Source organism: Pseudomonas sp. BN414 (assembly GCF_029871275.1).
Taxonomy (GTDB): Bacteria; Pseudomonadota; Gammaproteobacteria; order Pseudomonadales; family Pseudomonadaceae; genus Metapseudomonas; species Metapseudomonas resinovorans_C.
The window spans coordinates 97,477-123,753 of record NZ_SSOL01000078.1; the positions used below are offsets into that span (position 1 = coordinate 97,477).

Sequence of the window (26,277 nt, forward strand, 5' to 3'; positions counted from 1 at the left end):
GAAGCCCACTATGGGGGCGATTTCAATCGCTATGCGGACCGCAGGTTCGCCCTTCAAATCTTCCAAGGGGCGGCTTCGCCGTCCATAGCGAATAAATTCGCCCCCACAATAGGCTGCTGACCGGCCCCGCTACCCCCACCTCACCGCAAAAATCGGCGGCAAATGCCCCGCCACCAGCTTCCAGCTGTCACCCTGATCCTCGGACACCCACAGATGTCCGGTGGTGGAGCCCATCGCCAGGCACTGCCCGCTACCATCCGCATCCAACCCGTGGCGGTACACCAGGTCGTAGCAGAGCTGGTGTGGCAGTCCCTGCTCCAGCACATCGAAATGCTTGCCGCCATCGCGAGTACGGGTGACCCGCAGGCGTTGGTCGGCTGGGACGCGGCATTCGTCCTTCACCGCAGGCACGAACCAGGCGCAGTCGGGGTCGGACGGATGCACTGCAACAGCGAAACCGAAGGTGGAGGGTCCGGCCTGCTGCACTTCCCGCCAGTTCAACCCGCGATCAGCGCTCACGAAGATGCCGTTGTGGTGCTGCACCCAAAGTCGTTCCGGGTCCGCCGGACAGGCCACCATGCGGTGCGGGTCCTGGATGTCCGGCTCCTCGGCGCGCTCTGGCGGCATATAGGCCGCGCGCATGCCACGGGTGCGGTAGTTCCAGCTGCCGCCCTCGTCCTCGCTGTGCCAGACGCCGCCACAGGACACTGCCAGGGTCAGGTGCCGGCTGTTGCGCGGATCGACGCAGATGGAGTGGATGCCCGGCTGGTCGTAGCCGCCGCCGAACCAGTTGGCCCGCTCCGGACGGTTCCAGAGGCTGTCCACCAGGCTCCACGAAGCACCATGGTCGCGGGACCGGAACAGCCCGCCGGGAATGGTCCCGGCCCACAGCGTTCCGGGTTGGTCCGCTCCACCCGGCTCAAGGCACCAGATCATTTCGACCGAGGGCCCATCCTCGCCCTCGTCCGCCTGGGCAAAGGCAGGGGCGGCGATCTCCTCCCAGTTCTGCCCGCCATCTGCCGAGCGCCACAGCTTGGGGCCGAAGTGCCCGAGATGCAGGGCCGCGTAGAGGCGTCCATCGCGCGGGTCAGCCAGCAACATGCTCACCGGCTCGCCGAGAAAATCCTGGCGCGCGAGGCGCCAGTCGTCCCCCTCCTTCTCGAATCGCAGCAGGCCCTTGCGGGTCGCCACATGGATGCATCGGCTCATTGGTCCTTCTCCTTGTACGGCTCAACCGCCGGACAGCGCCTGGACAACGAAGATGTCGCTGGCCGGCCCCACCGGGTCGGTGAGGCGGCGACGGTCGCTGACCTGCTGGGCATCGACGAAGATCGCCACATGCCGGCGCAGCCTGCCCTGGTCGTCCAGCAGGTAGCTGCGCAGGCGCGGGTTGGCGACGAAGGCGGCTTCCAGCGCTTCGGCCACGGAAACCGCCGTGACGTCCAGCTCGGGGACGTCGAGGTGACGTTGCAGGTTGGGAGTGAAGCTCATGTGCGCCATCAACGGCTCCCTGCGCGACGAAACGACCCAGTGGGGGAAGGTATAGCCGACCCCGGTGGCGCGGTTATAGTTGTGCGCCCAATGGCAGGGCAGCCTCTACACTCATCAGCGGCCCTCGCAGTCACGAACGGATGCCCCCATGCTCGAAAGCCTTTCCAGCCTGTACCTGAAGATGCTGGTGCTCTACAGCCCCTTCTTCGTGCTCTCCTGCTTCATCAGCCTGACCCGTGGCTACACGGTGAAGGAGCGCAAGAAGCTCGCCTGGAAAGTCGCCCTGGGCACCTTGATCGCCAGTGCCCTGCTCTACCTGTTCGGCCAGGCCATCTTCAATGTCTTCGGCATCACCATCGACGCCTTCCGCATCGGCGCCGGCACCGTGCTGTTCATCTCCGCCCTCGGCATGGCCCAGGGCAAGCCGGCAGTGCAGGCGGACAACGTGCAGCAGGACGTCACCATCGTGCCGTTGACCATTCCGCTGACCGTCGGCCCCGGCACCATCGGCGCGATGCTGGTGATGGGCGCGGGCCACGTGCACTGGAATGACAAACTCACCGCCCTTATCGCCATTGCCATCGCCGCGGCCACCGTCGGAGCGATCCTCTACCTGTCCGACCGCATCGAACGCATCCTCGGCGACCAGGGCCTGCAGATCGTCAGCCGCCTGATGGGCCTGTTCGTCTGCGCCCTGGCTGCGCAGATCATCTTTACCGGGGTGAAGAATTACCTGGTGCTGTAGCTCCGTACCCTCTAGCGCAGTCCCCCGTAGGATGGGTTGAGGTACGAAACCCATGCGGGCCGTGGTCGATGGGTATCGCTGCGCTCAACCTCCGCACATTGCACCAGCCAATGACCCTTGCGCCCTCGTGCGCCCCAGCGCGGTGCGCCAAAGGCCCAGGGCAAAACCCGACTCTTCGCGCCCGACGCCAGCAACCACGCGGTTTTCCCGAACCTGGCACCTGCTTTGCTGTGGAGAATTCCAACTTGGATACAAGATGGAACTCCAGAGCATGTCCGACGCCCCTCTCGCCTTCACCCTCGCCGAATGGCAACAGGCCTACCGCGACCAACTGCAACCCGCCAACCTGCTGCACGCCCTGCTCCAGCACCTCGACGCGGACGACAATGCCTGGATCAGCCTGGCCAGCGCCGAGCAGCTAGACGCCCAACTCATCGAACTCGCCGCCCTTTTGGCCGTCGCCGAAGGCCAGCGGGAACGCCTGCCCCTCTACGGCGTGCCCTTCGCCATCAAGGACAACATCGACGCCGCCGGCTGGACCACCACTGCAGCCTGCCCGGCCTTCGCCTATGAAGCTGCCGAAGACGCCACCGTCGTCGCCCGCCTGCGCGCCGCCGGAGCGATCCTCATCGGCAAGACCAACCTCGACCAGTTCGCCACCGGCCTGGTAGGCACGCGTTCCCCCTATGGCGCCGTAGCCAATGCCTTCGACCCGGACTACGTCAGCGGCGGCTCCAGCTCCGGCTCCGCCTCGGTAGTCGCCCGTGGCCTGGTGCCTTTCGCCCTCGGCACCGATACCGCCGGCTCGGGTCGAGTACCCGCCGGCTTCAACAACATCGTCGGCCTGAAGCCCACCAAGGGCTGGCTGTCCACGACCGGCCTGGTGCCGGCCTGCCGCACCATCGACTGCATCTCGGTGTTCGCCCTGACCGTGGCCGACGCCGAAACCGTGGCACGCATCAGTGGCGGCTACGACGCCCGCGATCCTTACTCCCGGCAGAATCCCAACAGTGCCCCGGTGGGCATGGCCGCCAAACCGAAACTGGCGGTGCCGGACACACTGGAGTTCTTCGGCGACGAGCAGACCCGTACCGTCTTCGAAGCCGCGCTGGACAGGCTCCGCGCCCTCGGCGCCGAGATCACCCCGATCGACTTCAACCCCTTCCGCCAACTGGCGGCCCAGCTCTACCAAGGCCCCTGGGTGGCGGAACGCACCGTGGCGGCCGGGGCGATCTTCACCGACCAACCCGAAGCCATGGACCCGGTGGTGCGCGGCATCCTCGGCAACGGCCCGAACTACAGCGCCTGCGACGCCTACCGCGCCGAATACCTGCGCGCTGAGCTGGCACGACGCATCAACGACGCCCTGGCGCCCTTCGACGCCCTGGTGGTGCCCACCTCACCGACCATCCGCCGCATCGCCGAGATGGCCGAGGAGCCCGTGCTCTTCAACGCCCAATTCGGCACCTACACCAACTTCACCAACTTCTCCGACCTCAGCGCCCTGGCACTGCCCGCAGGGCTCCGCGCAGACGGCCTGCCCGCCGGCATCACCCTGCTCGCCCCGGCCTGGCACGACGCAGCCCTGGCCAGCTTCGGCAAACGCTGGCAAGCCAGTCTCGACCTGCCCCTTGGTGCCACTGGCCGCGCACTGCCGCCCCTGCCCGCCGCCGCGCAGGCGCCTGGGTGCGTACGCGTCGCGGTGGTCGGCGCGCACCTCACCGGCATGCCGCTGAACTTCCAGCTCACCAACCGCAACGCGGTGCTGGTGGAAGAAACCCGCACCGCCGCCGACTACCGCCTGTTCGCCCTGCCCGGCACCGTACCGCCCAAGCCGGGCCTCGCCCGCAGCCAGGATGGCGCCGAGCTGATCGTCGAACTCTGGGATATCCCATTGGCGCGCTTTGGCGAGTTCGTCGCCGAAATCCCCCCGCCGCTCGGCATCGGCAACTTGCAGCTGGCGGATGGGCGCTGGGTCAAGGGTTTCATCTGCGAGCCCTACGCACTGGAAGGCGCCCGCGACATCACCGCCTTCGGTGGTTGGCGCGCCTTCATCGCCAGCCAGGTGCGCTGACGCCATGGAACTCGCCAGCCCGCGCAGCAGGCGCCAGGAACGCCCCGACAGCCTGGCCGGGCGCATCTACGCCCGGCTCAAGGACGACATCAGCGAATTTCGCCTGCTGCCTGGCGACCGCTTCAGTGAGGGGGACGTGGCCGAGCGCATGGACGCCAGTCGCACGCCAGTGCGCCAGGCCCTGCATCGTCTGGAGCGTGAGGGCTACCTGGAGGTGCGCTTTCGCAGCGGCTGGCAGGTGAAGGCCTTCGACTTCGATCACTTCGAGGAGCTGTACGAACTGCGCATCGTCCTCGAGATGGAGGCGGTACGTCGCCACTGCACCCGCCCTGCCGAGGAGCAACCCGAAGCACTGCAACGGCTCGGTCGCACCTGGATGGTGCAACCGCGGCTGGAAGACGGCTTCGAGGTGTCGCGCCTGGACGAGGATTTCCACTGCCAATTGGTGGAAGCGGCCGGCAACCGCGAGATGGCTCGAATCCACCGCGAAGTCAGCGAAAAGATCCGCATCATCCGCCGCCTGGACTTCACCCAGGCGCCACGCATCGACGCCACCTACGCCGAACACGCGGCGATTCTCCAGGCCATTGCGGGTCGTCGATGCGAAGAGGCACAGCAATTGCTGAGGACCCATATCGAAACCAGCAAGGCCGAAGTACGCAAGATCACCCTGCACATGTTGCACAGCGCTCGGCAGAGACCGCAGCCAGACCAAGGGTGACGAGGAAGCCCCTTTGAAAACTGCCCGGACAACAGCCCCATAAACGCAGTCATTTCAAAAACTTGGATAAGAACGGAGATCGACCCATGCAACGTCGCAGCCTGATCAAGGCGTTCACCCTTTCCGCATCCATCGCCGCCATGGGCATGTCCTGGACCCTCCAGGCAGCCGAGACCATCAAGGTCGGCATCCTGCACTCCCTCTCCGGCACCATGGCGATTTCCGAGAACTCGCTGAAAGACATGGCGCTGATGACCATCGACGAGATCAACGCCAAGGGCGGCGTGAACGGCAAGCAGCTCGAACCGGTGGTGGTGGACCCGGCGTCCAACTGGCCGCTGTTCGCCGAGAAGGCCCGCCAGCTGCTGACCAAGGACAAGGTGGATGTGGTCTTCGGTTGCTGGACCTCGGTATCGCGCAAATCCGTGCTGCCGGTCTTCGAGGAGCTGAACGGCCTGCTCTTCTACCCGGTGCAGTACGAGGGTGAAGAACTCTCCCCCAACGTCTTCTACACCGGCGCCGCGCCGAACCAGCAGGCCATCCCGGCGGTGGAATACCTAATGAGCGAGGACGGCGGCAGCGCCAAGCGCTTCTTCCTGCTGGGCACCGATTACGTCTACCCGCGCACCACCAACAAGATCCTGCGCAGCTTCCTGCACAGCAAAGGCATCGCCGACAAGGACATCGAAGAGGTCTACACCCCCTTCGGCCACAGCGATTACCAAACCATCGTCGCCAACATCAAGAAGTTCTCCGCTGGCGGCAAGACTGCGGTGATCTCCACCGTCAACGGCGACTCCAACGTGCCCTTCTACAAGGAACTGGCCAACCAGGGCCTGGAAGCGACCGACGTGCCCGTGGTGGCCTTCTCGGTAGGCGAAGAAGAACTGCGCGGCATCGACACCAAGCCGCTGGTGGGCCACCTGGCCGCCTGGAACTACTTCGAGTCCGTGGATAACCCGGTCAACGGCAAGTTCGTCGAGCAGTGGAAGGCCTACGCCAAGGCCAAGAACCTGCCCAACTACCAGACCGCAGTGACCAACGACCCGATGGAAGCCACCTACGTCGGCATCCACATGTGGGCCCAGGCCGTGGAGAAAGCCGGCACCACCGATGTGAACAAGGTCCGCGAAGCCCTGGCCGGCCAGTCTTTCGCCGCGCCGTCCGGCTACACCCTGACCATGGACAAGACCAACCACCACCTGCACAAGCCGGTGATGATCGGCGAGATCCAGGAAGACGGTCAGTTCTCCGTGGTCTGGCAAACCGAAGGCCCGTTGCGCGCCCAGCCGTGGAGCCCCTTCATTCCTGGCAACGACAAGAAGCCGGATTACGCGGTGAAGACGAACTGACCGACCTCCCCTCTCCCGCTTGCGGGAGAGGGGCCGGGGGAGAGGGCCGTTCCGAGCGCACCCTCTCCCCAACCCTCTCCCTGAAGGGAGAGGGGGCTAACGGTGCCACGAAGGAATTCCTCATGTCCGCCGCCCTATCCCGAATCCTCCTCGCCCTGGCCCTGCTGCTCCCCCTCGCAGCCCAGGCCGGCGACGCCAACGACTTCGCCGCCGCCAACCCGGCACAACAGGCGAAGCTGCTGGAGCACTGGGCCACCGAGCCCGACGCCGTGCGCCAGCCCCTGCTGGACGCCCTGCAACAAGGCCGCTTCGCCATCGACAGCAAGCTCGCCTTCATAGAACAGGGCGGCACCTTCATCGCCGCCGAAGGTGATGCCACGGTCACAGGCACACCGAAAAAGCTGCGCCTGAACAATCGCCTGCGCGGTCTTCTGATCACCGCCCAGGCCAGCCACCAGTTACTCGCCGCCAAACCCGCCGCGCGCCTGGAGGCCGCCCGGCAATTGCAGAAGAGCGCCAAGCCCGCGCAATTGCCGTTGCTCAATCAGCGCATGGTGGCCGAGGAAGATAGCGGCGTACGCGATGCCATCAGCCTCGCCCTGGCCAACCTGCAGTTGGTCGACCCTGATCCGGCCATCCGCCTCAACGCCGTGCGCCTGCTCGGCGAGACCGGCGATCCGCTGGCCCGCACCCGCCTCGAAGCCCTGCTCGACCCGAGCGTGGAAGCCGACGCCAGCGTGCGCACCGCCGCCGAAACCAGCCTGGCCCAGGTCAAGCGCCGGCTGCTGGTGGGCGAGTTGCTCGGCCAGGCCTTCAGTGGTCTGTCCCTCGGTTCCATCCTGCTGCTCGCGGCCCTTGGCCTGGCCATCACCTTCGGCCTGCTCGGGGTGATCAACATGGCCCACGGCGAAATGCTGATGCTCGGTGCGTACACCACCTACATGGTGCAGCTGGGCTTCCAGCGCCTCGCCCCGGAACTGCTGGCGCTCTATCCGCTGGTGGCGCTGCCGGTGGCCTTCTTTGTCACGGCCCTGGTGGGCATGACGCTGGAGCGCACGGTGATCCGTCACCTCTATGGCCGTCCGCTGGAAACCCTGCTGGCGACCTGGGGCATCAGCCTGATCCTGATCCAGCTGGTGCGGGTGATCTTCGGCGCGCAGAACGTCGAGGTCGCCAACCCCGCCTGGCTGTCCGGGGGTATGCAGGTGCTGCCCAACCTCGTGCTGCCGTACAACCGCATCGTGATCATCGGCTTCGCCCTGTTCGTGGTCGCCCTGACCTGGCTGCTGCTGAACAAGACCCGCCTGGGTCTCAACGTCCGCGCCGTCACCCAGAACCGCAACATGGCCGCCTGCTGCGGCGTGCCCACCGGTCGCGTGGACATGCTCGCCTTCGGCCTCGGCTCGGGCATCGCCGGCCTCGGCGGCGTCGCCCTGTCGCAGATCGGCAACGTCGGCCCCGACCTCGGCCAGGGCTACATCATCGACTCGTTCCTGGTGGTGGTACTGGGGGGCGTCGGCCAGCTTGCCGGCAGTGTCATGGCTGCCTTCGGCCTCGGCGTGGCGAACAAGATCCTCGAACCGCAGATCGGCGCCGTGCTGGGCAAGATCCTCATCCTCGCGCTGATCATTCTCTTCATCCAGAAGCGGCCCCAAGGTCTCTTCGCCCTCAAAGGACGGGTGATCGACTGATGACTCAACCCCTCAACCAGACCCTGCTCGCCCGCGCCACGGCCACCCTCGGCCCGCGCACTTCGCTGGCCATCGGCATAGCGGTGCTCGCCCTGCTGCTGGCCCTGCCGCTGCTGCACCTGCTGCCGGCGGACAACCCGCTGCAGGTCTCGGCCTACACCCTGACTCTGGTGGGCAAGATCCTCTGCTACGCCATCGTCGCCCTCGCCCTGGACCTGGTCTGGGGCTATGCGGGGCTGCTGTCCCTCGGTCACGGGCTGTTCTTCGCCCTCGGCGGTTACGCCATGGGCATGTACCTGATGCGCGAAGCGGCCGGCGACGGGCTGCCGGCCTTCATGAGCTTCCTCGCCTGGACCGAGCTGCCCTGGTACTGGGCCGGCACCCAGCACTTCCTCTGGGCCCTGTGCCTCGTGGTGCTGGCCCCCGGTCTACTGGCGCTGGCGTTCGGATTCTTCGCCTTCCGCTCGCGGATCAAGGGCGTGTACTTCTCGATCATGACCCAGGCGCTGACCTTCGCCGGCATGCTGCTGTTCTTCCGCAACGAGACCGGTTTCGGCGGCAACAACGGCTTCACCGACTTCAAGCGCATCCTCGGCTTCGACATCACCGCACCGGGCACCCGCGCCGTGCTGTTCCTGGCCACGGTGACGCTGCTGATAGGCAGCCTGCTGCTCGGCTGGCTTCTCGCGCGGAGCAAGTTCGGCCGCGTGCTCACGGCGCTGCGCGATGCCGAGAACCGGCTGATGTTCTGCGGCTACGACCCGCGCGGCTACAAGCTGTTCATCTGGGTGCTGTCGGCGGTGCTCTGCGGCCTCGCCGGCGCGCTCTACGTGCCCCAGGTGGGCATCATCAACCCCAGCGAGATGTCGCCCACCAACTCCATCGAAGCGGCCGTGTGGGTGGCGCTCGGCGGTCGCGGTTCGCTGGTCGGTCCGCTGCTGGGCGCGGGTCTGGTCAACGGCATGAAGAGCTGGTTCACCGTGGCCTTCCCGGAATACTGGCTGTTCTTCCTCGGCGCTCTGTTCATCCTGGTCACGCTGTACCTGCCCAAGGGCGTGATTGGCCTGGTCAAACGGGGAGACAAGTAAATGCGTGCAGCCCCGGTACCCGAACTCATGCTCGAACCCGCCTTCGATCCCAACCGCGACGCCGGCAGTGGGCGCGACTCCCTGGGTATTGGTCGCGTCGCCGGCCAGGGCCTGGACGTACGCCACGGCACCATCCTCACCCTGGAAGACATCAGCGTCAGCTTCGACGGCTTCAAGGCGCTGCGCGACCTCAACCTCTACATCGGAGTCGGCGAGCTGCGCTGCATCATCGGCCCCAACGGCGCAGGCAAGACCACGCTGATGGACGTGATCACCGGCAAGACCCGCCCCGACACTGGCAAGGCCTGGTTCGGAGAAACCCTCGACCTCACCCGCATGAGCGAAGTGGAAATCGCCCAGGCTGGTATCGGTCGCAAGTTCCAGAAGCCCACCGTGTTCGAAGCGCTTTCAGTGTTCGAGAACCTGGAGCTGGCGCAGAAGACCGACAAGTCCGTGTGGGCCAGCCTGCGGGCGAAGCTCACCGGCGAACAGAAGGACCGCATCGACGAAGTGCTGGCGGTGATCCGTCTGGAGGCCTCGCGCAATCGCCCGGCGGGCCTGCTCTCCCACGGCCAGAAGCAGTTTTTGGAGATCGGCATGCTGCTGATGCAAGACCCGCAGTTGCTGCTGCTCGACGAACCGGTGGCGGGCATGACCGACGCCGAAACCGAATTCACCGCCGAGCTGTTCAAGGGCCTCGCCGGCCAGCATTCGCTGATGGTGGTGGAGCACGACATGGGCTTCGTCGGCAGCATCGCCGACCACGTCACCGTGCTGCACCAGGGCCACGTGCTGGCCGAAGGCTCGCTGTCCGACGTCCAGGCCAACGAACAGGTGATCGAGGTCTACCTGGGCCGCTGACCCGGTCGAAGGAAAAATACTCCGTAGGGTGGATGACGCTTTTTTCATCCACCAGGCAAGGCACGGTGGATCGATGAAGCGTGATCCACCCTACGCAAAGACAAGGACATCGACATGCTGATAGTCGACAAGCTCCACCAGTACTACGGCGGCAGCCATATCCTTCGCGGCCTGTCGTTCGATGTGAAGATCGGCGAAGTCACCTGCCTGCTCGGGCGCAATGGCGTGGGCAAGACCACCCTGCTCAAATGCCTGATGGGCTTGATCCCGGCCAAAGAAGGCGCAGTGAACTGGGAAGGCCGCTCCATCACCGGCTTCAAGCCGCACCAGCGGGTGCATGCGGGCATCGCCTACGTGCCCCAGGGCCGCGAGATCTTCCCGCGCCTGACGGTGGAAGAGAACCTGCTGATGGGGCTGTCACGCTTCAGCGCGAAAGACGCCAAGGCAGTGCCGGAGTCCATCTACGAGCTCTTCCCCGTGCTGCGGGAGATGAAGCATCGTCGTGGCGGTGACCTCTCCGGTGGCCAGCAGCAACAGCTCGCCATTGGCCGCGCCCTGGCCAGCCAGCCGCGCCTGCTGATCCTCGACGAGCCAACCGAAGGCATCCAGCCCTCAGTGATCAAGGAGATCGGCGCAGTGATCAGGAAGCTTGCCGAACGCGGCGACATGGCCATCCTGCTGGTGGAGCAGTTCTACGATTTCGCCGCCGAACTGGCCGACCAGTACCTGGTGATGAGCCGGGGCGAAATCATCCAGCAAGGCCGCGGCGAGAACATGGAAGCCGAAGGTGTGCGCGGCCTGGTGACCATCTGACGCAAGCACGACGAATGAAGCCATGAACGCACCTGTCGACACCGCCCTCTTCACCCCCAGCTGGCACGCCGAGCTGGAACTGGCCTACGCCCTCGACGGCGCCACTACACGGCCCGTGCAGCGCCGCCACAAGGGCCCGCTGCGGGTACAGAAACACCTGCACGCCGAAGGTCCGCAGGTGTGCCAGCACATCATCGTCCACCCGCCCGGCGGCATTGCCGGTGGTGATCGTCTCGACCTGACCGCACGCGTTGGCGAAGGCGCCTGGGCGCAGCTCACCAGCCCCGGCGCGGCCAAGTGGTATCGCGCCACCAGCCCGGCGTTCCAGGAGGTCGAACTCAAGGTCGAAGGCGGCGCCACACTGGAATGGCTGCCGCAGGAAACCATCGTCTACTCCGGTGCGCGTGCCGAATTGGCCACCCGCATCGAACTGACCGACGACGCCCGGCTGTTCTACTGGGACATGGTCGCCCTCGGCCGACCCGCTGCTGGCGAGCGTTTTGCCGAAGGTCACTTCCAGGCCCACCTGGATATCCACCGCAACGGCACCTTGATCTGGCACGAGCGCCAGCGCGTCGAAGGTGACGACGGCCTCCTCGATTCCCCCATCGGCCTCGCCGGCCAGCCGGTATTCGCGACCCTGATCGTCACCGGCGAAATCGACGCCGAACTGCTCGAACGCTGCCGCGAACGCCCCTGTGCCGGGCGCGGCGACCTGACCCAATTGCCCGGCCTGCTGGTGGCCCGCTGCCTCGCCTCCGAGGCGCTGCACGCCCGCGCCTGGCTGATCGACCTCTGGCGCCTGTTGCGCCCTGCCTTGCTTGGCCGCGAAGCCAAGCCTCCGAGAATCTGGAGTACCTGATGGATCTCACCCCAAGAGAGAAAGACAAGCTGCTGATCTTCACCGCCGGCCTGGTAGCCGAACGGCGACTGGCTCGTGGCCTCAAGCTCAACTACCCCGAAGCCATGGCGTTAATTTCCGCCGCCCTTCTGGAAGGCGCCCGCGACGGCCAGACCGTTGCGGAACTGATGCACTTCGGCACCACGCTGCTGACTCGCGGTCAGGTGATGGAAGGGGTGCCGGAGATGATTCCCGAGATCCAGATCGAAGCCACTTTCCCGGACGGTACGAAGTTGGTCACCGTCCACCAGCCAATTGCCTGAGGCCTGCCATGTCCTACGTCATTCGCGATGCTGCCGAAGCCGACCTGCCCGGCATCCTCGCCATCTACAACGACGCCGTGGAGAACACCACGGCGATCTGGAACGAAACCCTGGTGGACCTGGCCAATCGCCGCGCCTGGCTGGCCGATCGCGCAGCCGCCGGCTTCCCGGTGCTGGTAGCGGTGAACGATGCCGGCGATGTGCTCGGCTACGCCAGCTACGGCACCTGGCGCACCATCGAAGGCTTCCGCCACACCGTGGAGCATTCGGTGTACGTGCGCGGCGACCAGCGTGGCCAGGGCCTCGGCCCCGCGTTGATGCAGGCGCTGGTCGAGCGCGCGCGCCAGGCGGGACTGCACGTGATGGTCGCCGCCATCGAGAGCGAGAACACCGCCTCCATCCGCCTGCACGAGCGCCTCGGCTTCGTCACCACCGGGCAGATGCCCCAGGTGGGGCGCAAGTTCGGCCGCTGGCTGGATTTGACCTTCATGCAACTGATCCTGGAGTGACGCGATGATCCCCGGCGAATACCAGATCCAGGACGGCGAGATCGAACTCAACGCAGGCCGCCGCACCCTGAGCCTTTCCGTGGCCAACACCGGCGACCGCCCGATCCAGGTGGGCTCGCACTACCACTTCTTCGAATCCAACGACGCGCTCGCCTTCGACCGCGCCAGTGCACGCGGCATGCGCCTGAACATTCCGGCAGGCACCGCCGTGCGCTTCGAGCCGGGCCAGAGCCGCGAGGTGGAGCTGGTGGAACTGGCCGGACTGCGCCGCGTGTATGGCTTCGCCGGCCGGGTGATGGGCGAGCTGTGAAATAGCTCCCCTCTCCCTCTGGGAGAGGGGCCGGGGGTGAGGGAAGCCTCGCCCCGCACGGAGTAGACGGAAACACACAATGAAGATCAGCAGACAAGCCTACGCCGACATGTTCGGCCCCACTGTCGGCGACAAGGTGCGCCTGGCCGATACCGACCTGTGGATCGAAGTCGAAAAGGACTTCACCACCTACGGTGAAGAAGTGAAATTCGGCGGCGGCAAGGTGATCCGCGACGGCATGGGCCAGGGTCAGCTTCTGGCTGCGGACGTGGTCGACACCCTGATCACCAACGCCCTGATCATCGATCACTGGGGCATCGTCAAAGCTGACGTCGGCCTCAAGGACGGCCGCATCAAAGCCATCGGCAAGGCCGGCAACCCGGACATCCAGCCCGACGTCACCATCGCCGTGGGTGCCAGCACCGAGGTGATCGCCGGCGAGGGCATGATCCTCACCGCCGGCGGCATCGACACGCACATCCACTTCATCTGCCCACAGCAAATCGAAGAAGCGCTCATGAGCGGCGTCACCACCATGATCGGCGGCGGCACGGGCCCGGCCACCGGCACCAACGCCACCACCTGCACGTCCGGCCCCTGGCACATGGCGCGCATGCTCCAGGCCGCCGACGCCTTCCCGATGAACATCGGCTTCACCGGCAAGGGCAACGCCAGCCTGCCGGAGCCGCTGATCGAACAGGTGAAGGCCGGCGCCATCGGCCTGAAGCTGCACGAAGACTGGGGCACCACCCCGGCGGCCATCGACAATTGCCTGTCGGTCGCCGACCTGTACGACGTGCAGGTGGCCATCCACACCGATACGCTGAACGAATCGGGCTTCGTCGAAACCACCCTCGGCGCGTTCAAGGGCCGCACCATCCACACCTATCACACGGAAGGCGCCGGCGGCGGCCACGCTCCGGACATCATCAAGGCCTGCGGCTTCACCAACGTACTGCCCAGTTCGACCAACCCGACCCGGCCCTTCACCCGCAACACCATCGACGAGCATCTGGACATGCTCATGGTCTGCCACCACCTGGACCCGAGCATCGCCGAGGACGTGGCCTTCGCGGAAAGCCGCATCCGCCGCGAGACCATTGCCGCCGAAGACATCCTCCATGACCTCGGCGCTTTCAGCATGATCAGCTCCGACAGCCAGGCCATGGGCCGCGTCGGTGAAGTCATCACCCGCACCTGGCAGTCCGCCGACAAGATGAAGAAACAGCGCGGCGCCCTGCCCGAGGACGCACCCGGTAACGACAACTTCCGCGCCAAGCGCTACATCGCCAAGTACACCATCAACCCGGCCATCACCCACGGCATCAGCCATGAAGTGGGCTCGGTGGAAGTGGGCAAGTGGGCCGACCTGGTGCTCTGGCGCCCGGCCTTCTTCGGCGTGAAGCCGAGCCTTATCCTCAAGGGCGGGGCCATCGCCGCCAGCCTGATGGGCGACGCCAACGCCTCCATCCCCACCCCGCAACCGGTGCACTACCGCCCGATGTTCGCCAGCTACGCCGGCAGCCGCCATGCCACCAGCCTCACCTTCATCAGCCAGGCGGCATTCGAGGCGGGCGTGCCGGAGCAATTGGGTTTGAAGAAGAAAATCGGCGTGGTGAAGGGCTGCCGCGACGTGCAGAAAAAAGACCTTATCCACAACGGCTACACGCCAACCATCGAGGTCGACCCGCAGAACTACCAAGTGAAAGCCGACGGCCAACTGCTCTGGTGCGAGCCAGCGGAAGTGCTGCCGATGGCGCAGCGGTATTTCCTGTTCTGACCCAAAGGCCGCTACCTGGCACCGTAGGTTGCGGCTGAGCTAAGCGAAGCCCAACAGCTCATGTAGATCGCCCAAGCGTTGGGCTTCGCTGCGCTCTTCCCAACCTACAAGAGCATGTCAGCGCTCGCCGAAGACACCTTCACCGTGCTCGCAGGCCCAATCGGCGCTCATCACACCGGCGCGAATGAATTTGTGGATCGATGAGTGCGGCCACTCCACCGCGCGCTGAACATACCCGTGCTTCACGGGATTGATATGGATGTAGTCCATGTGCCGCTCCAGATCCTGCTCATCACGAATCTGATGCTCCCAATAGCGCCTCTGCCAGATCTGCCGCTCCCGCTTGCCATGTCGCGTATCGGTTACGGGCTCATGCACGGGTAGGTAGCGTGAAAAGGTCGCCTTGATTTGTCCCCAGCGCAACGGGTAGTCCGCATCACCTTCCGGCAGCACCCAAATCGCATGCAGGTGCTCAGGCAAAACGACCATGGCGGGAATCTCAAAGGGATGCCGCTGCTTCACTCGCCGAAAGGCGAAGCGCAGAACATCAACGTGCTCCGTCAGAAGCCGCTGCGAGCGATCCGCGAGATTGACCGTGAAGAAAAACGTGCCGCCCGGCACGAAAGCGCGTCGATAGCGCACGCCCCTGCCCTCCCTGGTACGAATGCCGAGTGGGCAGTCTAGGAAGCGGTGTGCGGATACGGCTCCGATATGGAAAGTGGAAATGGCTTGCCGGGAGGTCGGATTGTTGGGCTTCGCTGCGCTCTGCCCAACCTACGGGATCGAGCCCGGCTCTACCGCAACTGACTATCCTTGCTCCCTCGCCGGTTATACCCGGTAAAGGCGGCGTTTTCCTTGTCGTGCTCGGTCTGGCAGGCGACGCACAGGTGCACGCCGGGGATCGCCTTGCGGCGGGCTTCGGGAATGGGGGCGTCGCACTCTTCGCAGTGCGTCAGGCTTTCGCCCTTCGGCAACTGGCTGCGCGCGCGCTGGACGGCATCTTCGATGGTGCTGTCGATCTGTTCCTGGACGGCGCCATCGCCGGCCCAACCACTGGCCATGCTGACCTCCCGCTTGCTCAAGGCTCAAAGGAAGATTTGGGCTTTCTTCCGACCTTTTGCAAGGGGGGCGGTCGTCAGGCGACAAGTGGAGGTCGCGCTACTCCTTCACGTTCATGAATTCCTCGGCCCAGACGATGTAGTCCTCGGGCAAGGTGTACTTGTGGGTCAGCTCGGTGGCGTTGAGTTCGGTGCCGGTGGCGACCTGGCGCTGTTCGCGCAGGCAGTCGTAGGTCGCCTTGATGGCGGCGAAGTAAGCCGCGTGTCCATTGACCACAATGCGCACGCCAAGGCGGGCGAGGCGTTCGTTATCGCGCAGCTTAGGGTTGCCGTAGGTGACCAGCATCAGCGGGATGCTCAGGTGTTCGGCGATCTTTTCCAGGTGCTCGAAGTCGGCCACGCCGACCATGCAGATGCCATCGGCGCCGGCGGCCTCGTAGGCCTTGGTGCGCTTGATCACTTCTTCGGTGCTGAGCACGCCGGCGTGGGTGCGGGCGATGATCGCCAAGTCCGGATCGACGCGCGCCTCCAGGGCTGCGCGGATCTTGCCGACGCCTTCTTCCACCGGGATCAGGTCGGTGGACTTGCGGCCGAACTGGGCCGGCAGCAGGGTGTCCTCGATGGTCAGCGCGGCGATGCCGGCACGCTCCAGTTCGACCACGGTGCGCATCACGTTGAGGGCGTTGCCGTAGCCGTGGTCGGCATCGGCGATCACCGGGAGGCGCGAGACGCGGCCGATACGGGTCGCCTGTTCGACGAACTCGCTGAGGGTGATCAGGGCGAAGTCAGGTGCGGCGAGCACCTGCAGGGACGCGACCGAACCGCCGAGGATGCCGACTTCGAAACCGAGGTCAGCGGCGATGCGAGCCGACATGGGATCGAACACCGAAGCGGTGTGAAAACAGGAATCCGAGTCCAGCAGCGCACGAAAGGCCGTGCGCAACTCGTGATGAGAAGCTCTACGCATAAAGGGCACCAAAGATCAGAAGGGGGTCAGGATGAAGCCGGCTCCGTAACTCTGGAGTCGGCGCCCCCGTTTTTCCATTGTCAGACTGCACCCATTCTAACGGATCAGTCTTTCAGTTCGCTTAACAGCCACGCGGCTTGTCCGGCACTTCGTCGGCCGCCACACTGACGCCCCCTTTTTCGAGACGCTGCCGTGCTGGCACTCACCGCCTACCTGGGCCTGTTCCTCTCTGCCTTCGGCGCCGCCACCCTGCTGCCCCTGCAGTCAGAAGCCGTGCTGGTCGGGCTACTGCTGGGCAAGGCCCAGCCAGCCTGGGCGCTGGTGGCGGTGGCGACCTTCGGCAATGTGCTGGGATCGCTGGTGAACTGGTGGTTGGGGCGCTACCTGGAGCACTTCCGCGAACGTCGCTGGTTCCCGGTGAAACCGGCGCAGATGGAGCGGGCGCAGGCCTTCTACCACCGCTACGGGCGCTGGTCGCTGCTGCTGGCCTGGGTACCGGTGATCGGCGATCCGCTGACCCTGGTGGCCGGGGTGATGCGCGAGTCCTTCTGGGTATTCCTGGCCCTGGTGACCCTGGCCAAGGCAGGACGTTACCTGGTGCTGACAACGTTGACCCTGGGTTGGATGGGCTAACGGCAACACACCTGTAGGAGCGAGCTCTGCTCGCGAAGCGGTTCGCGGCCCTACCAAGCGCTGCCATTGTGTTTCGGGATACTGCCCCGGCGACGTTGCGTCGCTGGAGCGCCTACGCTTTCCGGGTCGCTGCCTGGAGGCAACCCATGAGAAAGCTCGCCCTGCTGATCGCCTTCTTCGCCCTGGTACTCGGCGCCACCGCTGCGTTCGCCCACCATGGCTGGAGTTCCTATGACGCGGACAAGACCCTGACCATAGAGACACCGGTCAAGACGCTTTCCTATCGCAATCCCCATGCTCACATCACCATCGACTACGAAGGCCGCGAATGGCACGTGGTGCTGGCCCCCCTCAGCCGCATGGAGTCGCGCGGGCTGCCGGAAAAGGACCTGGCACCGGGCAAGACGGTGACCGTGGTCGGCTACCCGCGCAAGGACGGTACGGCGGAGATCCGCGCAGAGCGGGTGATCGTCGACGGACATACCGTGGAGCTGCGCTGAGGCGGTGATAGAGCTCGTCCTGCCCTGGGTGGAACAACTGGAGGCTTCGCCCTTCGGCGCGCTGATGCGCGAGTCCACGCTGTTCTACCCGGCAGCCAATCTGCTGCACCTGCTCGGCCTGGTGATGCTGCTGGGCTCCATGCTGCTGCTCGACCTGCGCCTGCTCGGGTTCGCCCGCGAAGTGCCGCTGCTGGAAGCCTCGCGCCGCCTGACGCCGATCGGCATTGCCGGGCTGCTGCTCCTGCTGCTCACCGGCTTTTGCCTGTTCGCCGCCGACGCGGGGCCGTTGACGAAGAACTGGTTGCTGCAACTCAAGCTACTGCTGGTTGCCGTGGGTGCCACCAACGCCTTGCTGTTCCGTGCCCTGTGGAGCGCACGGCTGGCGGATTGGGACCAGCGGCCACCCACCAGCGGAAGGCTGCAGGTGGCGCTGTCGATCCTGATCTGGTGCGGGGTGATGTCGGCCGGCCGATTGCTCGCGTACGTCTAGTGCCAGCGCTAGTCCTTCTTCAGGCACTGGCTCATGAAGGCCTTGCGCTCATCGCCTTTCAGAGCCTTTTCCGATGCGCCCTTGTTGCAGGCCGTCATGCGCTCCTGCTGGGTCATGCTCAAGCATTTGCTCATGAAGGCTTTGCGTTCGTCGCCTTTGAGGGCCTTGGCCGAAGCGTCGGCATTGCAGGTCTTCATCTTTTCCTGCTGGGTGGCGGCGAAGCCCTGGCCGGCGGCCAGCAGGGCGATGAACATCACGGGCAGGCATAGTTTCTTCATGGAAGGGTCTCCCTGTTTATCCACAAGGGCAGTCTAGCCAGCACGACGAACTGTGCCGGACAACCCGAGTCCGCTCGCGTAAACTGCGCGGCCGTTTTTTCCGGAACACCCGCGACATGAGCAACGTCCTCTCCGCCCAGGCCCTGGGCATCGACTTCGGAACCTCCAACTCCACCGTCGGCTGGTGGCGCCCGGATGCGGAGCCGCTGATCACCCTGGAGGACGACAAGTTCACCCTGCCTTCGGTGGTGTTCTTCAACACTGAGGAGCGCCGCCCGGCCTATGGCCGCCAAGCCCTGCACGAGTACCTGGAAGGCTACGAAGGCCGCCTCATGCGCTCGCTGAAAAGCCTGCTGGGCTCGCCCCTGCTCAAGAGCGAAACCACGGTGCTGGGCAGCGCCCTACCCTTCAAGGATCTCCTCGGCCTGTTCATCGGCCAGCTCAAGCAGCGCGCCGAGGCCTCCGCCGGCCGCGAGTTCGAGCAGGTGGTACTGGGTCGCCCGGTATTCTTTGTGGATGACGATCCGGAGGCGGACCAGGAAGCCCAGAATACCCTGGTCGCCGTGGCGCAGAAGCTCGGTTTCAAGGACGTGTCCTTCCAGTTCGAACCCATTGCCGCCGCGTTCGACTACGAGCGCGACATCGAGCGCGAGGAACTGGTGCTGATCGTCGACATCGGCGGCGGTACCTCGGACTTCTCGCTGGTACGCCTCTCGCCCGAACGCCGTGACGTGGCCGAGCGCCAGGACGACATCCTCGCCACCGGCGGCGTGCACATCGGCGGTACCGACTTCGACAAGCAACTCAGCCTGCAAGGCGTGATGCCGCTGTTCGGCTATGGCAGCCGGATGAAGAGCGACGCGCTGATGCCCACCAGCTACCACCTGAACCTGGCCACCTGGCACACGATCAACGCCGTGTACGCGCAGAAGTCGCAACTGGCGCTGAAGAACATGCGCTACGACATCGTCGACGCCACCGGCATCGACCGCCTGTTTAGCCTGATCGAGCAGCGCGCCGGCCACTGGCTGGCCATGCAGGTGGAAGACAGCAAGATCGAGCTGACCGAGGCCGAAAGCCGCCGCATCGACCTGGCACGCATCGAGCCGGGCCTCGATGTGCAACTGACCCGCGCGCTGTTCGAGAGCGCCATCGACGACCTGCTGGTGCGCATCCGTGCCAGCGTCGATGGCCTGCTGGCCCAGGCCGGTGTGCGAGCCGACCAGGTCGACACGCTGTTCTTCACCGGCGGCTCCAGCGGCATTCCGGCACTGCGTCAGAGCGTGGCGGCGATGCTGCCCAATGCGCGCCAGGTGGAAGGCAACCTGTTCGGCAGCATCGGCAGCGGCCTGGCCATCGAAGCGAAGAAACGCTACGGCTGACCTCATCTGCCCGCCGGCCCGGTATCCCTTGCCGGGCCGCGCGATCCCTCCGCCGCAGGTAGATTCTCGATGGCCTGCTAGGCTCAATCCCACCGCGGGACGAGCCCGCGCCAGATAGGGAAGTTCTGCCATGAGCAAGCACGCATTGCTGCTGGCCTGCACCCTGGCCTCGATGGTCGGCTGCGCCAGCAAGATGGAAAACCCCACCGACTACTACACCTACCGCGACCAGCCGCTGGTCAAGCAGGTCGACGAAGGCATGACCGAGTCGCAGGTGCGCACCATCGGCGGCCCGCCATCGTCTTCTATGCGTCGCAAGGTCCATGCGGGCATCTGCAACGATTACATCCTCAACCAGGACGGCCACCAACAGGCCTACCACGTCAGCTTCGACGGCAGCGGCCGCGTTGAGGAAAAGGGTTTCATGACCTGCCAGCAACGCGAGCAGGCCGAGCGCGAGAAAGCCGAGAAGCAAGCGAGCGACGGCGGCTATTGATCAGCCTTATCGCTTCTGAACGGCGGCATCCGGCAGTTCGCCATCAGACAAACTGAAAGCCGCGCCTGGCGCGGCTTTCAGCTCCTCCCCCAGGCATTTCGCCAGCTGCTGGCGGAATGCCGTCCATCGCCTGAACCGTCTCGCGGCGAACTCGGGCGAACTCTCCCCAGTCTTCGATGTTCCAAGCGCAGTGTTTCAACAGCGTTAACCCATGAGGACCCATGATGTACAAGCAAGCGCTTGTCATGGCTTGTGCCCTGGCATCGATGGCGGGCTGCGCCAGCAAGATCGAAAACCCCACGGACTATCTCACCTTCCGCAACCAGCCCCTGGTAGAGGATGTCGAACCCGGAATGAGCCGACAGCAGGTGCTGATCATCGGCGGACGCCCCTCTTCCGTCGTCCAGCGCAGCGTGCACCCCGGTTCCTGCAACAACTACATCCTCAACGAAGAGGGCCACCAGCAGCCCTACCACATCAGCTTCGACAGCACCGGCCGCGTGCACCACAAGGGCTTCATGACCTGCGGCCAGCGCGAGCAGGCGGAGCGCGACCAGCTTTGAGTCCGGTCAGGCAGACGCACCAGCACGACCTTGGCAAGGCACCCGCCTAGGGTTTGTGCATCTGTTGTAACAGGGGCTGGCAGGCATTGCCCTCCTCGCCTCCGGCCGCCGGAGCCACCAGCGCCAGCAAGGCAGCCGCCGGGGCCACCGCCACCCCCAGCGCCAGCATGCCGGCTCCGCGCACTACCAATGGCACCGTCTGCACCCCGGCCTGGGGATTCTTGAAGGTGCCGCGCACATAGAGCGGCGAGCGCAGCGAGAACACCCGCACCCCCTTGGAATCCGGATTGACGCTGAGGTCCAGGCGCTCAGTGCGGAAGTTGGCATTGCCGTCGATCCGCACCAGCGCATTCTCGGTATCGAAGACGAACAGGCGCGGGGTCATCAGGCCATCCTTCAGCCCCAGATCCGCCGCCGCGCAGTTGATCTTCACTTCCTCGTCGCCGAACAGCCGCCCCACCAGGTAATTGCCCACATTGAGCCCGGCGATCTCCATCAGGTTGCGACTGATGGTGCCGTCGTTGACCAGCATTTGTACGTCGCCATTGGCCGTGCCCAACAGCGCCGCCACCGAGTTGCCGGTGCCGGACAGGTCCGCCGTGCCGTTCAGCTCGCCCAGGCTGTTGCGCATGGCTTGGACGTTCGGGAACAGCTCCTTGAGCTTGAAATGGCGCGCCTTGATCTGGGCCTTGCCACTCAGCGGTGTCCGCCGCCCATCGAGACGGAGGGTGGTGTCCAGGTCGCCGCCGGCCACGCCGAAGCGCAGGGGCGCGAGGCTGAGCATCCCGTCATCGAGCCGCACATGGGTGGAGAGGTCGGTGAAGGGCAGCTTCTCGCTGTGCTGGATGCGCTTGCCGGTGAAGCTGACGTCGGCATCCATCGCCCGCCAGCGTTCGGTGCGGAATTCCTCCACCGGAAGCACCTTGTCCGTTGGCTGCCGGGTGGCGACACCACGCGCCTGCTGCCCCGCCCGCGAATCGATGCCGATCAGCGGGCCGAGATCGGCGAAGCGCAGTTGCTCCGATGTCAGGGTGCCCGAGAGCTTGGGTCGCGGCTGGCTGGCAACGTAAGTGAGATCGCCATGGATATCGCTGGCGCCGATGCGACCGTTGAACCCCTGGTAGTGGAACCTTGCCCCGCCGGGCTCCTGCAGTTGCGCAACCAGCCGGCCATCCGTGGAGTAGGCCGGGGTTTCCGGCAGCGTGACGCCCGTCAGTGGATAGAGCTGGGCCAAGCTCTTGCCGGATAGCTGCAGACGCAGGTCGAGGGCGCCAAGTTCGCGCGGATCGGTCAGGGTTCCCAGCAAGACGATGCGGGTGTCGCCAGCCTTGATTTCAGCCTGCAGCGGGAAGGGCAGGTCGGCATTCTGCAGCGCCAGCAGGCCGCCCACCTTGCCTTTGCCATCCAGCGGCTGGCCCTTGTAGCGGCCTTTCGCCTTCCAGCCGAAGGCGTAGTCCTGGGCGGTCGCCGTCGCAGGCCTCGCCCCCTTGGCGGGCAGCAGTTCGCTGAAGGGAATGGGTTTGCCCAGTGGATCGACGAGGATGTCGAGCCGGGTGCCGGTCTGCGCGTCGTCCACCTTCACCTGGCCTTTGTCGAAGCCAATGGTGCCGATGTCCAGGCTCCAGTTGGAGGGTTGCTGCTGTTCGTCCTGCGGCTTTTCCGGCAGGTCGAAGGTCCAGTTGTTGCGACCATCCGCCAGGCGCCGGACGCTGGCCTGCGGACTGCCCAGGTCGATGCGCGGAATGCTCAACTGCTGCCAGAGCAACGGCAACGGCGCGACACGAAACTCCACCCGTTCCAGGCTGACGAAGTCGCCGTCCTTGGCCCACTCGGGATTCCCCAGACGCAGTTTCTCGGCCACGAAATGCGGCCACGGCACCAGGGCGCGCCAGCCCCCCTCGCCTTCTTCGCGCTGCCATACGACGCTGAGGCTCCCTTCGATGGCGAAGTCACGTCCCAGCTCGGTGGATACCCGCTGGTTGATGGCCGGTTTGATGCGGTTCCAATCGAAGGTGGCGACCAGCACCAGCAAGGCCACCAGCAGCAGCGCCAATGCCAGGACCGTCCTGGCCAGGATGCGAAGACCTCGCGTCATGCACTTCTCCCCTTTACTCACGCAACCCTTTGGCAGACGACGTGATGTCCATGCCTTATCGACCCGTGAATGGGCCGGGATGCTCCATCGAAACGCAGCACTTCGACCACCGGCCATCCCGCCAACCCACCTGCGATTGATGCAAGGCATTGATTATAAAAGGCGTCGCAATCATTAACGGCGTTGATGTTCTCTATCTGGAGTGATCACTTTTTAATCGACCCCAGATCCGTAAGATTGGCTCCGTACCCAGTTTCCAGCCCCCTTCGAGGAGCACACGATCATGAAAACCCAAGCCTTCGCCGCCCTGTTCATCGCCGCCCTCAGCACCAGCGCTTTCGCCCTGCCGTCGGATTACCAGCCGGTACTGGGTGAGTCGAAGGAAGGCTCCAGCATTCAGGTCGTCGAACCGGTTGCTGCGGAAGGCAGCTTCATGGTCCTGGACCGCGTGGCCGAAGGTGGTTCTGATCGCACTGGTGCCAATCGCATCGCCGAAAGTGGTGCCGATCGCACCGGGGCTAATCGCATCGCTGAAAGTGGCTCCGATCGCACTCAGGGCTTCCGCGTAGCCGAAGGCGGTTCTGATCGGAGCAACGCCCTCCGCGTCGCCGAAGGTGGTTCGGACCGCACTGGCGCCAACCGTATCGTCTGATCGCAGACTACAAAACCTCAAAGCCCGGCAGATGCCGGGCTTTGTGTTTATGGGCACCCATACCCTGTAGGGGCGAACTCATTCGCCAAGGGTCGCAGCGCGCCCCCGTAGGTTGGTCCGAGCAGAGCGAGGCCCAACGAAGCATCGCTCGACCCCGCACCGTTGGGCTTCGCTGCGCTCTGCCCAACCTACAAGAGCCAATTCATTCGCCAAGGGGCGCAACGCGGCCCCACAAGAGCGAATTCATTCGCGAAATCAGGCCAACCGGTACTTCCAGATTCGCCTCATCACGCTACCGAACTGCACCGACAACCGCCCGCTGTTGTAGACCTGCCCATAACGCCGCGCGATCTCCCGCACCGCCACGGCCATTTCGGCATAGCGTCGTGCCGGCAGGTCGGGGAACAGGTGGTGTTCGATCTGGTGGCTGAGGTTGCCGGTCAGGATGTGGAACAGCGGCCCGCCTTCCAGATTGCTGGAGCCGCGCAGCTGGCGCAGGTACCAGTGACCACGGCTTTCCCCTTCCAGCACGCTGGGAGGGAAGACTGCCGCGCGCTCCGTGAAGTGGCCGCAGAAGATCACGGTGAAGGTCCACAGGTTGCGGATCAGGTTTGCCAGCAGGTTGCCCACCAGCACGGCCGTCACGCTCCCGCCCACCGGCAACGCCAACAAGGGGAACAGCAGGTAATCCTTCACGGATTGGCGCAGCACCTTGGCCTTGAACTGGCGCAGTCGCGGTCGCAGTTCATCGGCGCTCATGCGGCCCTTGAAGTACTGGTCCAGGCGCAGATGCTGCACGGCCACCGAGTACTGGAACAGCACCGCCTGCAGCGTCACCCACAACGGCTGCCAGCGGTAGAAGGGCCTCCAGCGCTGCTCGGGAAACAGCCGCACCACGCCATAGCCCACGTCGTCATCCATGCCGAGCACGTTGGTGTAGCTGTGGTGGATGTGATTGTGGGTATGCCGCCAAAAGTCCGAAGGTCCGGCGATGTCCCACTCGTAGTGGGTGCCGCGCAGCTCCGGGTCGTTCATCCAGTCGTACTGGCCGTGCATGACGTTATGGCCCAGCTCCATGTTCTCGAGGATCTTGCCCAGTCCGAGCAGGGCCACGCCCAGCAGCCAGGTGGGCGGGAACCAGCCGAGCAGCAGCATGGCGCGTCCGCTCCAGCAGCAGAAGCGGACGACCGCGCGGATTCGGCGGATGTAACGGGCGTCGGCTTCGCCGAGGTCGTCCAAAGTGCTCTGTCGCAGGGCATCCAGCTCGGCGCCGAAAGCATCGAGTTCGGCAAGGGTGAGTTCGCGGTCGAATCGCATCACAAGACCTAGAGTTCCAGTTCCACATCGCCGAGCGGCGCGCTGACACAGAGGCGGATAGGCAGCCCGGGCCCGGCCGTCACGGCGCCGGTGCGCAGGTCACGCACGCTGCCGGCCAGGAGTTGGCAAGTGCAGCCGATACAGATGCCCTGGCGGCAGCCATGGGGCGGACGCAAACCGTGGGATTCGGCCTGGTCCAGCAGATTGACGGCGCTACTGCCCGGCAACTCCCGATGGGAGCGGGCGAAACGCAGGCGAACCGCTGTGCCGCTCCCGCTGATCTGCGGGGGTGGCGTGAAGGCTTCCAGTTGCAGGCGGCCGTCGCGTGGCGATGCCTGCCACCAGTCACGCACGCCCTCCACGAAGCCATGCGGCCCGCAAGCCAGCAGGCTGTGTGCGGGCAACCCGGCCACATGCTCCGCCTGGAAGCGCCCCGCCAGCTCATCCGCCAAGGGCGCTTCGCCGCTGATGGCCCAGCGCGCCTGCAGATTGGGATGGCTCCGCATCAATGCTTGCAGCTCTTCGCTGAAGGCGCGCTGGCCGCGCTGGCGCACGTAGTGCAGCAGTGTGACCGGCGCGCTGAAGCCGCGTGCCAGCGCCTGGCGCAGCAGACCGAGCAAGGGGGTGATGCCTGAGCCGGCTGCCAGCAGCAGCACCGATGCCGCGTCAGTCGGCCAGACCAGTTCGCCCTGGGCCGGGTCCAGCTCCAGCTCCAGCACGCTGCCCACCGCCAAGCGGTCCAGCAACCAGGGGGACAGGCGTCCTTCCGGCTGGCGCTTCACCGCCACCTCGATGCACCCGTCGGCCTCCGCTGCCAGCAGGCTGTAGCTGCGTCCATGCCGCACGCCAGCCAGTTCCTGGTAAAGCCTTACATGCTGGCCGGGCCGCCAGCCACGCGCATTGCCATTGGTGCGCAGACCGAGGGCGAGCATGTCATCGGCCACCCAGCGACGGGATTCGACCCGGGCGAATACCCGGTTCAGGCGCAGGACCGGATGAACGCGGCGCAGCAAGCAATCCAGCTCGGGCTCCCGCAGCCAGCCGCCAGCGACCAGCGCACGCAAGGGCCCGAGCGCGGGGCCGAGATGGCGCGCCAGGGAAAGGGACAAGAGGGGCATGGAAAGACTCTAGTGAACAGTTGTGCACTAGGCTGCATGAATCAGCGAATTACAGTCAACACTTGTTCACCGAAGCGGGTTCGACGCCTCCCAAGCCCTTTGTTAGAGTGCGCCGCACATTCGCCAACG

General features: G+C 65.2%; 29 protein-coding genes. 20 read left to right on the top strand and 9 right to left on the bottom strand.

Features of this window, described 5'->3' with window-relative positions; all coding sequences use genetic code 11:
- Positions 1 to 129: 129 nt before the first annotated feature.
- On the bottom strand, positions 130 to 1,209 hold the full coding sequence (locus tag E8E95_RS25780; protein WP_280354916.1) for an exo-alpha-sialidase: 1,080 nt from the start codon (positions 1,207 to 1,209) through the stop codon (positions 130 to 132).
- 21 nt (positions 1,210 to 1,230) lie between these two features.
- Entirely contained in the window at positions 1,231 to 1,500 is a 270-nt protein-coding gene (locus tag E8E95_RS25785; protein ID WP_280354917.1) for a MoaD/ThiS family protein, read from the bottom strand.
- Between the two features lie 139 nt (positions 1,501 to 1,639).
- Here E8E95_RS25785 and E8E95_RS25790 point away from each other — a divergent pair, with 139 nt between their 5' ends.
- From E8E95_RS25790 to ureC, 13 genes are all read left to right on the top strand, one after another.
- Positions 1,640 to 2,236 (top strand): MarC family protein, encoded by a 597-nt coding sequence (locus tag E8E95_RS25790; protein ID WP_077523682.1) that lies wholly within the window; start codon positions 1,640 to 1,642, stop codon positions 2,234 to 2,236.
- A 271-nt stretch (positions 2,237 to 2,507) separates the two neighbouring features.
- Positions 2,508 to 4,310, top strand: a complete 1,803-nt coding sequence (gene atzF / locus E8E95_RS25795; protein ID WP_280354920.1) for an allophanate hydrolase — start codon at positions 2,508 to 2,510, stop codon at positions 4,308 to 4,310.
- Positions 4,311 to 4,314: 4 nt separating this feature from the next.
- Positions 4,315 to 5,031 (top strand): GntR family transcriptional regulator, encoded by a 717-nt coding sequence (locus tag E8E95_RS25800; RefSeq protein ID WP_280354921.1) that lies wholly within the window; start codon positions 4,315 to 4,317, stop codon positions 5,029 to 5,031.
- An 86-nt stretch (positions 5,032 to 5,117) separates the two neighbouring features.
- Entirely contained in the window at positions 5,118 to 6,383 is a 1,266-nt protein-coding gene (gene urtA / locus E8E95_RS25805) for an urea ABC transporter substrate-binding protein (RefSeq protein ID WP_280354922.1), read from the top strand.
- Between the two features lie 122 nt (positions 6,384 to 6,505).
- Complete coding sequence (gene urtB / locus E8E95_RS25810) at positions 6,506 to 8,074, top strand: urea ABC transporter permease subunit UrtB (protein ID WP_280354924.1); 1,569 nt, start codon at positions 6,506 to 6,508, stop codon at positions 8,072 to 8,074.
- Complete coding sequence (gene urtC / locus E8E95_RS25815; protein ID WP_280354926.1) at positions 8,074 to 9,162, top strand: urea ABC transporter permease subunit UrtC; 1,089 nt, start codon at positions 8,074 to 8,076, stop codon at positions 9,160 to 9,162. Before urtB ends, urtC begins: the two co-directional genes overlap by 1 nt.
- Entirely contained in the window at positions 9,163 to 10,023 is an 861-nt protein-coding gene (gene urtD, locus E8E95_RS25820) for an urea ABC transporter ATP-binding protein UrtD (RefSeq protein WP_280354928.1), read from the top strand. It abuts the gene before it with no gap.
- 114 nt (positions 10,024 to 10,137) lie between these two features.
- Positions 10,138 to 10,836 (top strand): urea ABC transporter ATP-binding subunit UrtE, encoded by a 699-nt coding sequence (gene urtE / locus E8E95_RS25825; RefSeq protein ID WP_280354930.1) that lies wholly within the window; start codon positions 10,138 to 10,140, stop codon positions 10,834 to 10,836.
- 22 nt (positions 10,837 to 10,858) lie between these two features.
- On the top strand, positions 10,859 to 11,698 hold the full coding sequence (locus tag E8E95_RS25830) for an urease accessory protein UreD (protein WP_280354932.1): 840 nt from the start codon (positions 10,859 to 10,861) through the stop codon (positions 11,696 to 11,698).
- Positions 11,698 to 12,000: an urease subunit gamma gene (gene ureA, locus E8E95_RS25835; protein WP_280354934.1), complete on the top strand. Its 303-nt coding sequence runs from the start codon at positions 11,698 to 11,700 to the stop codon at positions 11,998 to 12,000. Before E8E95_RS25830 ends, ureA begins: the two co-directional genes overlap by 1 nt.
- 8 nt (positions 12,001 to 12,008) lie before the next feature.
- Positions 12,009 to 12,509: an N-acetyltransferase family protein gene (locus E8E95_RS25840; protein ID WP_280354936.1), complete on the top strand. Its 501-nt coding sequence runs from the start codon at positions 12,009 to 12,011 to the stop codon at positions 12,507 to 12,509.
- Between the two features lie 4 nt (positions 12,510 to 12,513).
- Positions 12,514 to 12,819 (top strand): urease subunit beta, encoded by a 306-nt coding sequence (locus E8E95_RS25845; protein WP_280354939.1) that lies wholly within the window; start codon positions 12,514 to 12,516, stop codon positions 12,817 to 12,819.
- Positions 12,820 to 12,898: 79 nt separating this feature from the next.
- Positions 12,899 to 14,599 (top strand): urease subunit alpha, encoded by a 1,701-nt coding sequence (gene ureC / locus E8E95_RS25850; RefSeq protein WP_280354941.1) that lies wholly within the window; start codon positions 12,899 to 12,901, stop codon positions 14,597 to 14,599.
- Positions 14,600 to 14,716: 117 nt separating this feature from the next.
- On the opposite strand, the gene E8E95_RS25855 is transcribed toward ureC, so the two are convergent.
- The 3 genes from E8E95_RS25855 to E8E95_RS25865 form a co-directional block, all read right to left on the bottom strand.
- A complete protein-coding gene (locus E8E95_RS25855) occupies positions 14,717 to 15,241 on the bottom strand; it encodes a transposase (protein WP_280354942.1) in 525 nt (174 codons plus the stop codon).
- Positions 15,242 to 15,393: 152 nt separating this feature from the next.
- Positions 15,394 to 15,660, bottom strand: coding sequence for a DksA/TraR family C4-type zinc finger protein (locus E8E95_RS25860; RefSeq protein ID WP_179062379.1), 267 nt, complete (start codon positions 15,658 to 15,660; stop codon positions 15,394 to 15,396).
- A gap of 97 nt (positions 15,661 to 15,757) precedes the next feature.
- The gene (locus tag E8E95_RS25865) at positions 15,758 to 16,624 is read right to left on the bottom strand and encodes an oxaloacetate decarboxylase (RefSeq protein ID WP_280354944.1); all 867 of its coding nucleotides are present in this window, start codon (positions 16,622 to 16,624) and stop codon (positions 15,758 to 15,760) included.
- A gap of 192 nt (positions 16,625 to 16,816) precedes the next feature.
- Between E8E95_RS25865 and E8E95_RS25870 the strand changes: the two genes are divergently transcribed.
- From E8E95_RS25870 to E8E95_RS25880, 3 genes are all read left to right on the top strand, one after another.
- Complete coding sequence (locus tag E8E95_RS25870; protein ID WP_280354945.1) at positions 16,817 to 17,257, top strand: YqaA family protein; 441 nt, start codon at positions 16,817 to 16,819, stop codon at positions 17,255 to 17,257.
- Between the two features lie 146 nt (positions 17,258 to 17,403).
- A complete protein-coding gene (locus tag E8E95_RS25875) occupies positions 17,404 to 17,757 on the top strand; it encodes a DUF6152 family protein (protein WP_280354946.1) in 354 nt (117 codons plus the stop codon).
- 4 nt (positions 17,758 to 17,761) lie between these two features.
- A complete protein-coding gene (locus E8E95_RS25880; protein WP_280354947.1) occupies positions 17,762 to 18,247 on the top strand; it encodes a hypothetical protein in 486 nt (161 codons plus the stop codon).
- 8 nt (positions 18,248 to 18,255) lie between these two features.
- Here E8E95_RS25880 and E8E95_RS25885 read toward each other — a convergent pair whose 3' ends face one another.
- Complete coding sequence (locus tag E8E95_RS25885; protein WP_280354948.1) at positions 18,256 to 18,525, bottom strand: PsiF family protein; 270 nt, start codon at positions 18,523 to 18,525, stop codon at positions 18,256 to 18,258.
- A 116-nt stretch (positions 18,526 to 18,641) separates the two neighbouring features.
- Between E8E95_RS25885 and E8E95_RS25890 the strand changes: the two genes are divergently transcribed.
- The 3 genes from E8E95_RS25890 to osmE (E8E95_RS25900) all read left to right on the top strand — a co-directional run bounded on the left by E8E95_RS25890 (position 18,642) and on the right by osmE (E8E95_RS25900) (position 20,966).
- A complete protein-coding gene (locus tag E8E95_RS25890; protein WP_280354950.1) occupies positions 18,642 to 19,907 on the top strand; it encodes an Hsp70 family protein in 1,266 nt (421 codons plus the stop codon).
- Positions 19,908 to 20,037: 130 nt separating this feature from the next.
- Positions 20,038 to 20,403 carry an osmotically-inducible lipoprotein OsmE gene (osmE, locus tag E8E95_RS25895; RefSeq protein ID WP_280354953.1) on the top strand — a complete coding sequence of 122 codons (366 nt, stop codon included), beginning with the start codon at positions 20,038 to 20,040 and terminating at the stop codon, positions 20,401 to 20,403.
- Positions 20,404 to 20,627: 224 nt separating this feature from the next.
- Positions 20,628 to 20,966, top strand: coding sequence for an osmotically-inducible lipoprotein OsmE (gene osmE / locus E8E95_RS25900; RefSeq protein ID WP_280355432.1), 339 nt, complete (start codon positions 20,628 to 20,630; stop codon positions 20,964 to 20,966).
- A gap of 46 nt (positions 20,967 to 21,012) precedes the next feature.
- Here osmE (E8E95_RS25900) and E8E95_RS25905 read toward each other — a convergent pair whose 3' ends face one another.
- The gene (locus tag E8E95_RS25905) at positions 21,013 to 23,061 is read right to left on the bottom strand and encodes an AsmA family protein (protein WP_280354954.1); all 2,049 of its coding nucleotides are present in this window, start codon (positions 23,059 to 23,061) and stop codon (positions 21,013 to 21,015) included.
- A 283-nt stretch (positions 23,062 to 23,344) separates the two neighbouring features.
- Here E8E95_RS25905 and E8E95_RS25910 point away from each other — a divergent pair, with 283 nt between their 5' ends.
- Positions 23,345 to 23,713, top strand: a complete 369-nt coding sequence (locus E8E95_RS25910) for a phage infection protein (RefSeq protein ID WP_280354956.1) — start codon at positions 23,345 to 23,347, stop codon at positions 23,711 to 23,713.
- 255 nt (positions 23,714 to 23,968) lie between these two features.
- Here E8E95_RS25910 and E8E95_RS25915 read toward each other — a convergent pair whose 3' ends face one another.
- On the bottom strand, positions 23,969 to 25,030 hold the full coding sequence (locus E8E95_RS25915; RefSeq protein WP_280354958.1) for a fatty acid desaturase: 1,062 nt from the start codon (positions 25,028 to 25,030) through the stop codon (positions 23,969 to 23,971).
- An 8-nt stretch (positions 25,031 to 25,038) separates the two neighbouring features.
- A complete protein-coding gene (locus E8E95_RS25920; protein WP_280354960.1) occupies positions 25,039 to 26,148 on the bottom strand; it encodes a ferredoxin reductase in 1,110 nt (369 codons plus the stop codon).
- Positions 26,149 to 26,277: the final 129 nt, after the last annotated feature.

Bases quoted from the DNA above. Each gene is read 5' to 3' on its own strand.
- E8E95_RS25780 (WP_280354916.1), bottom strand. From the start codon at position 1,209: ATGAGCCGATGCATCCATGTGGCGACCCGCAAGGGCCTGCTGCGATTC.
- E8E95_RS25785 (WP_280354917.1), bottom strand. From the start codon at position 1,500: ATGGCGCACATGAGCTTCACTCCCAACCTGCAACGTCACCTCGACGTC.
- E8E95_RS25790 (WP_077523682.1), top strand. From the start codon at position 1,640: ATGCTCGAAAGCCTTTCCAGCCTGTACCTGAAGATGCTGGTGCTCTAC.
- atzF (WP_280354920.1), top strand. From the start codon at position 2,508: ATGTCCGACGCCCCTCTCGCCTTCACCCTCGCCGAATGGCAACAGGCC.
- E8E95_RS25800 (WP_280354921.1), top strand. From the start codon at position 4,315: ATGGAACTCGCCAGCCCGCGCAGCAGGCGCCAGGAACGCCCCGACAGC.
- urtA (WP_280354922.1), top strand. From the start codon at position 5,118: ATGCAACGTCGCAGCCTGATCAAGGCGTTCACCCTTTCCGCATCCATC.
- urtB (WP_280354924.1), top strand. From the start codon at position 6,506: ATGTCCGCCGCCCTATCCCGAATCCTCCTCGCCCTGGCCCTGCTGCTC.
- urtC (WP_280354926.1), top strand. From the start codon at position 8,074: ATGACTCAACCCCTCAACCAGACCCTGCTCGCCCGCGCCACGGCCACC.
- urtD (WP_280354928.1), top strand. From the start codon at position 9,163: ATGCGTGCAGCCCCGGTACCCGAACTCATGCTCGAACCCGCCTTCGAT.
- urtE (WP_280354930.1), top strand. From the start codon at position 10,138: ATGCTGATAGTCGACAAGCTCCACCAGTACTACGGCGGCAGCCATATC.
- E8E95_RS25830 (WP_280354932.1), top strand. From the start codon at position 10,859: ATGAACGCACCTGTCGACACCGCCCTCTTCACCCCCAGCTGGCACGCC.
- ureA (WP_280354934.1), top strand. From the start codon at position 11,698: ATGGATCTCACCCCAAGAGAGAAAGACAAGCTGCTGATCTTCACCGCC.
- E8E95_RS25840 (WP_280354936.1), top strand. From the start codon at position 12,009: ATGTCCTACGTCATTCGCGATGCTGCCGAAGCCGACCTGCCCGGCATC.
- E8E95_RS25845 (WP_280354939.1), top strand. From the start codon at position 12,514: ATGATCCCCGGCGAATACCAGATCCAGGACGGCGAGATCGAACTCAAC.
- ureC (WP_280354941.1), top strand. From the start codon at position 12,899: ATGAAGATCAGCAGACAAGCCTACGCCGACATGTTCGGCCCCACTGTC.
- E8E95_RS25860 (WP_179062379.1), bottom strand. From the start codon at position 15,660: ATGGCCAGTGGTTGGGCCGGCGATGGCGCCGTCCAGGAACAGATCGAC.
- E8E95_RS25865 (WP_280354944.1), bottom strand. From the start codon at position 16,624: ATGCGTAGAGCTTCTCATCACGAGTTGCGCACGGCCTTTCGTGCGCTG.
- E8E95_RS25875 (WP_280354946.1), top strand. From the start codon at position 17,404: ATGAGAAAGCTCGCCCTGCTGATCGCCTTCTTCGCCCTGGTACTCGGC.
- E8E95_RS25885 (WP_280354948.1), bottom strand. From the start codon at position 18,525: ATGAAGAAACTATGCCTGCCCGTGATGTTCATCGCCCTGCTGGCCGCC.
- E8E95_RS25890 (WP_280354950.1), top strand. From the start codon at position 18,642: ATGAGCAACGTCCTCTCCGCCCAGGCCCTGGGCATCGACTTCGGAACC.
- osmE (WP_280354953.1), top strand. From the start codon at position 20,038: ATGAGCAAGCACGCATTGCTGCTGGCCTGCACCCTGGCCTCGATGGTC.
- osmE (WP_280355432.1), top strand. From the start codon at position 20,628: ATGTACAAGCAAGCGCTTGTCATGGCTTGTGCCCTGGCATCGATGGCG.
- E8E95_RS25905 (WP_280354954.1), bottom strand. From the start codon at position 23,061: ATGACGCGAGGTCTTCGCATCCTGGCCAGGACGGTCCTGGCATTGGCG.
- E8E95_RS25910 (WP_280354956.1), top strand. From the start codon at position 23,345: ATGAAAACCCAAGCCTTCGCCGCCCTGTTCATCGCCGCCCTCAGCACC.
- E8E95_RS25915 (WP_280354958.1), bottom strand. From the start codon at position 25,030: ATGCGATTCGACCGCGAACTCACCCTTGCCGAACTCGATGCTTTCGGC.
- E8E95_RS25920 (WP_280354960.1), bottom strand. From the start codon at position 26,148: ATGCCCCTCTTGTCCCTTTCCCTGGCGCGCCATCTCGGCCCCGCGCTC.